Genomic DNA, 3163 nt, shown 5'->3' with positions numbered 1-3163 from the left:
TTCCTCGCGGTCCGCCGCTCCGCCGCCGAGCGCCTGCGACCGCTCCTGGTCGACCACTCCGGAGCGGAGTGGGACAGCGCCACCACCTACCGGCTCCGCGGCGACGCCCGCGTCCACCAGCTGTGGGAGTACGGCGTGGCCGAGCGCCTGGGGCTGATCGCCGCCGCCCGCTACGCGCTGGACCTCGGGCTGGAGGCGGTCGCCGACGCCGTCGCCGACCGCGCCGGGCGGCTGCGGCGGGGGCTGGCCGGAGTGGAGGGTGTCGAGGTCACCGACATCGGGACCGACCACAACGGGATCGTCACGTTCACCTGTGCCGGTGCGGAGCCGAGGCGGGTGGCCGCGGCGCTGTGGGACGCGGGTGTGGCCGTCACGGTGAGCAGCCGCGAGTCCACCCGGTTCGACATGGAGCGCCGGGGGCTGGAGGCGGTCGTGCGCGCCTCACCGCACTACTTCGTCTCGCACGGCGACATCGACCGGGCCGTGGACACGCTCGACGGGATCGCGCGCGGCGACGGGTGATCCGTCCTGGTGCCGCGGGGCCTCCGGGCGTTCCTCAGTCGCCGTCGGCCGGTTTCCGGGGGCCCGCGGCCCAGGCGACGGCGTCGTCGAGGTCGTCGTAGTCGAAGTGCCGCAGCTCGGCCCGGACGAAGTGATCGGCCAGACGGGGCATCAGGCCGGCGAGCCCGCTGTCCGCCGCCAGCGCCACCCTGCGGACCCGTCGGTGGTGGTCGCGGACGAAGCGCACATGGCGCAGGAGGCTCGCGATGTTCTCCCAGCCGGGGAAGCCGCGGGTGTGGATGACGATTCCGGCCAGCTCATCGTGCGTGTCGAGCCAGGTGTCCGCCGTCTGCGCCAGCGCGTCGAAGTCCTGGACCCGCAGCGGCGCCTCGACCTCGGCCACCAGGACCCGGGAGCGGGGATCGAGGCGGTGGGACAGGCCCGGCCCCTCGGGCAGGGAGGCCAGCCAGCGGAGGGCGTCGCCGCGGTCGTCGACGTCGAAGACGCGCACCGGGCACGGCGCCAGGAAGCGTCCGAGGCGGGTCGCCTCACGGATCCACCCGGTGTCGGTGACGACCGCACAGCCCTCGAAGAGCCGCATGGCGCCCATCCCGACCTTGAGGTCCTCCCAGGCGGCCCCGGGGGTGAAGGAGTCGAACTCCGGGCCGAACTCGCAGAGCATGCGGATGCGGCGCCCCTCGCGCCGGGCCTCGTCGACGATCGGGTCGATCACCGTCTCGTAGTCGTCCTTGGTGACGTCGCCGACGGCCTTCAGGGCGTCGACTCCGGCGGGCGCGTCCGGGATCCGTTCCAGCATGGTCCTCTCCTCTTCACAGCCGTCACGCGGTTCGGTCAGGACGAGGGAGGACGGGCGGGGTGCCGTACCTGATCTACCCCGGGTCGTCACCGGGTACACGCGGGGTGCGCTCCGGGCGGGCCGGAGGGTGGGCGCAGGACACCGCGCCCGGAGCACGGGGCTTCGGGCGCGGGACGTGGTCGGGAGGGCGAGGGCTACTCGTCGGCCGGGGAGGCGGCGGCTCCCTCGGCGGCCTGGAGGGAGCGCCTGAGGTCGGGCTCGATGTAGATGAGCCTGGCGATCGGGACGGTCTCCCGGACGCGCGCCTCGGCCGCGTCGATGGCGCGGGCGACCCGAGCGGCGTCGTCCTCTCCGTCGACCTCCACCTTGGCGGCCACCAGCAGCTCCTCCGGCCCCAGGTGCATGGTGCGCATGTGGATGACGGAGTCGATGTCCTCGGTCCCGGCGATGGCGCGCTCGATCTCGCGCACGTGCTCCTCGGTGGCGGACTCGCCGACCAGGAGGCTCTTCATCTCGACGGCCAGGACGACGGCGATCGCGACGAGCAGGAGGCCGATCGCGGCGGTGCCCAGGCCGTCCCAGATGCCGTTGCCGGTGATGAGGGTCAGGCTGACACCGGTGAGCGCGAACACCAGTCCGAGGAGGGCGCCCGCGTCCTCCAGGAGGATGACCGGCAGTTCGGGTGACTTGGACCGGCGGATGAAGTCGACCCAGCCGGCCTCGCCCCGCACGGCGTTGGACTCCTTGATGGCCGTGCGCATGGCCATCGACTCCAGGATGATGGCGACGCCCAGCACGGCGATCGGGACCCAGCGCCAGTCCTCGATCGGGTGCGGGTCGGAGATCTTGTGCCAGGCCTCGTAGAGCGCGAACAGGCCGCCGACGCTGAAGAGCACGATCGCGACGAGGAAGGCGTAGATATAGCGCTCGCGGCCGTAGCCGAAGGGGTGCGCGGAGGTGGCGTCGCGCTTGGCGCGCCTACCTCCGAGGAGGAGCAGGCCCTGGTTGCCGGAGTCGGCGACGGAGTGGATGGACTCCGCCAGCATGGACGAGGAGCCCGTGAGGAGGAACGCCACGAACTTGGTGGCGGCGATCCCGAGATTCGCCCCCAACGCCACGACGACGGCCTTGGTACTTCCTTCAGCAGCCACTGTGCTCTCGTCTCTCTGGATTTTCCCGTTCAGTCCGGGTCGCATCCTAGCGATGCCGGATACCGCAGGTCATACCGGAGGTGAACGGGTGCCGTCCTCTGGCCGGGTCCGGCCACCGCGGCGCACGAGCGGCGCACCGCCGAGAATCAGACACCCTCGGCATTCACCGTGTCGCCCGGTGTAGTGTTCTGACCGGCGTCCGCCCCGCGTACGCTCAGCGCCTCCCGGTGACGGACCCGACCGTATCCACGTATCCGAGGGGCTCCCCATGGCCGACACCGCCTACTTCGCCTTCCAGTACCCCGGGCACAGCGAGTTCGTCTTCAAGCTGACCAACGGGAAGCGGATCGCCCACGCGCGCAGGATCGTCTCGGGGGAGGAGACCAGGCGGGTCAACGTCAAGGGCGTGATCGTCAAGGCGCGGGTGGACTACAACCCCGCCTGGGACTTCCACCTCGATCCCGCCAGCATCTCCTTCTTCCAGCGGGAGATCGAGGTGTGCGACTCCCATCCGTCCTATGTCGGCGAGCACCTGGACGTCGTCGGCGACGGCTTCCTTCCCGGATCGATCTGGTGCCCGTGGCGGGCCACGGTCGTCCGCGAGGTCGGCTGACCCCGGACTACGTGGCGAGAGTCAGGTGGTCGCCGCGAAAGACCTCGCGGCCGTGCCAGTCGACGTGGTCGGGTTCGACCG

The 3163-nt window shown here is 71.5% G+C and carries 4 protein-coding genes; 2 read left to right on the top strand and 2 right to left on the bottom strand.

Features of this window, described 5'->3' with window-relative positions; translation table 11 throughout:
* Positions 1 to 522, top strand: a 522-nt coding sequence (locus D471_RS0109995; protein WP_017598490.1) for an aminotransferase class V-fold PLP-dependent enzyme, incomplete at its 5' end; no start/stop codon positions are given.
* Positions 523 to 556: 34 nt separating this feature from the next.
* On the opposite strand, the gene D471_RS0109990 is transcribed toward D471_RS0109995, so the two are convergent.
* Positions 557 to 1318 carry a SpoIIAA family protein gene (locus D471_RS0109990; RefSeq protein WP_017598489.1) on the bottom strand — a complete coding sequence of 254 codons (762 nt, stop codon included), beginning with the start codon at positions 1316 to 1318 and terminating at the stop codon, positions 557 to 559.
* A 194-nt stretch (positions 1319 to 1512) separates the two neighbouring features.
* Positions 1513 to 2469 carry a cation diffusion facilitator family transporter gene (locus D471_RS0109985; protein ID WP_026127579.1) on the bottom strand — a complete coding sequence of 319 codons (957 nt, stop codon included), beginning with the start codon at positions 2467 to 2469 and terminating at the stop codon, positions 1513 to 1515.
* A 268-nt stretch (positions 2470 to 2737) separates the two neighbouring features.
* Between D471_RS0109985 and D471_RS0109980 the strand changes: the two genes are divergently transcribed.
* A complete protein-coding gene (locus D471_RS0109980) occupies positions 2738 to 3082 on the top strand; it encodes a BP74-related protein (protein WP_017598487.1) in 345 nt (114 codons plus the stop codon).
* Positions 3083 to 3163 lie beyond the last annotated feature (81 nt).

It is taken from the genome of Nocardiopsis lucentensis DSM 44048, assembly GCF_000341125.1.
Taxonomy (GTDB): domain Bacteria; phylum Actinomycetota; class Actinomycetes; order Streptosporangiales; family Streptosporangiaceae; genus Nocardiopsis; species Nocardiopsis lucentensis.
The sequence above is the reverse complement of the archived record's forward strand: the minus strand, read 5'-3'. Positions and strand labels throughout refer to the sequence as shown.

Excerpts from the sequence above, each read along its gene's own strand:
- D471_RS0109980 (WP_017598487.1), top strand. The coding sequence starts at position 2,738 with ATGGCCGACACCGCCTACTTCGCCTTCCAGTACCCCGGGCACAGCGAG.
- D471_RS0109990 (WP_017598489.1), bottom strand. The coding sequence starts at position 1,318 with ATGCTGGAACGGATCCCGGACGCGCCCGCCGGAGTCGACGCCCTGAAG.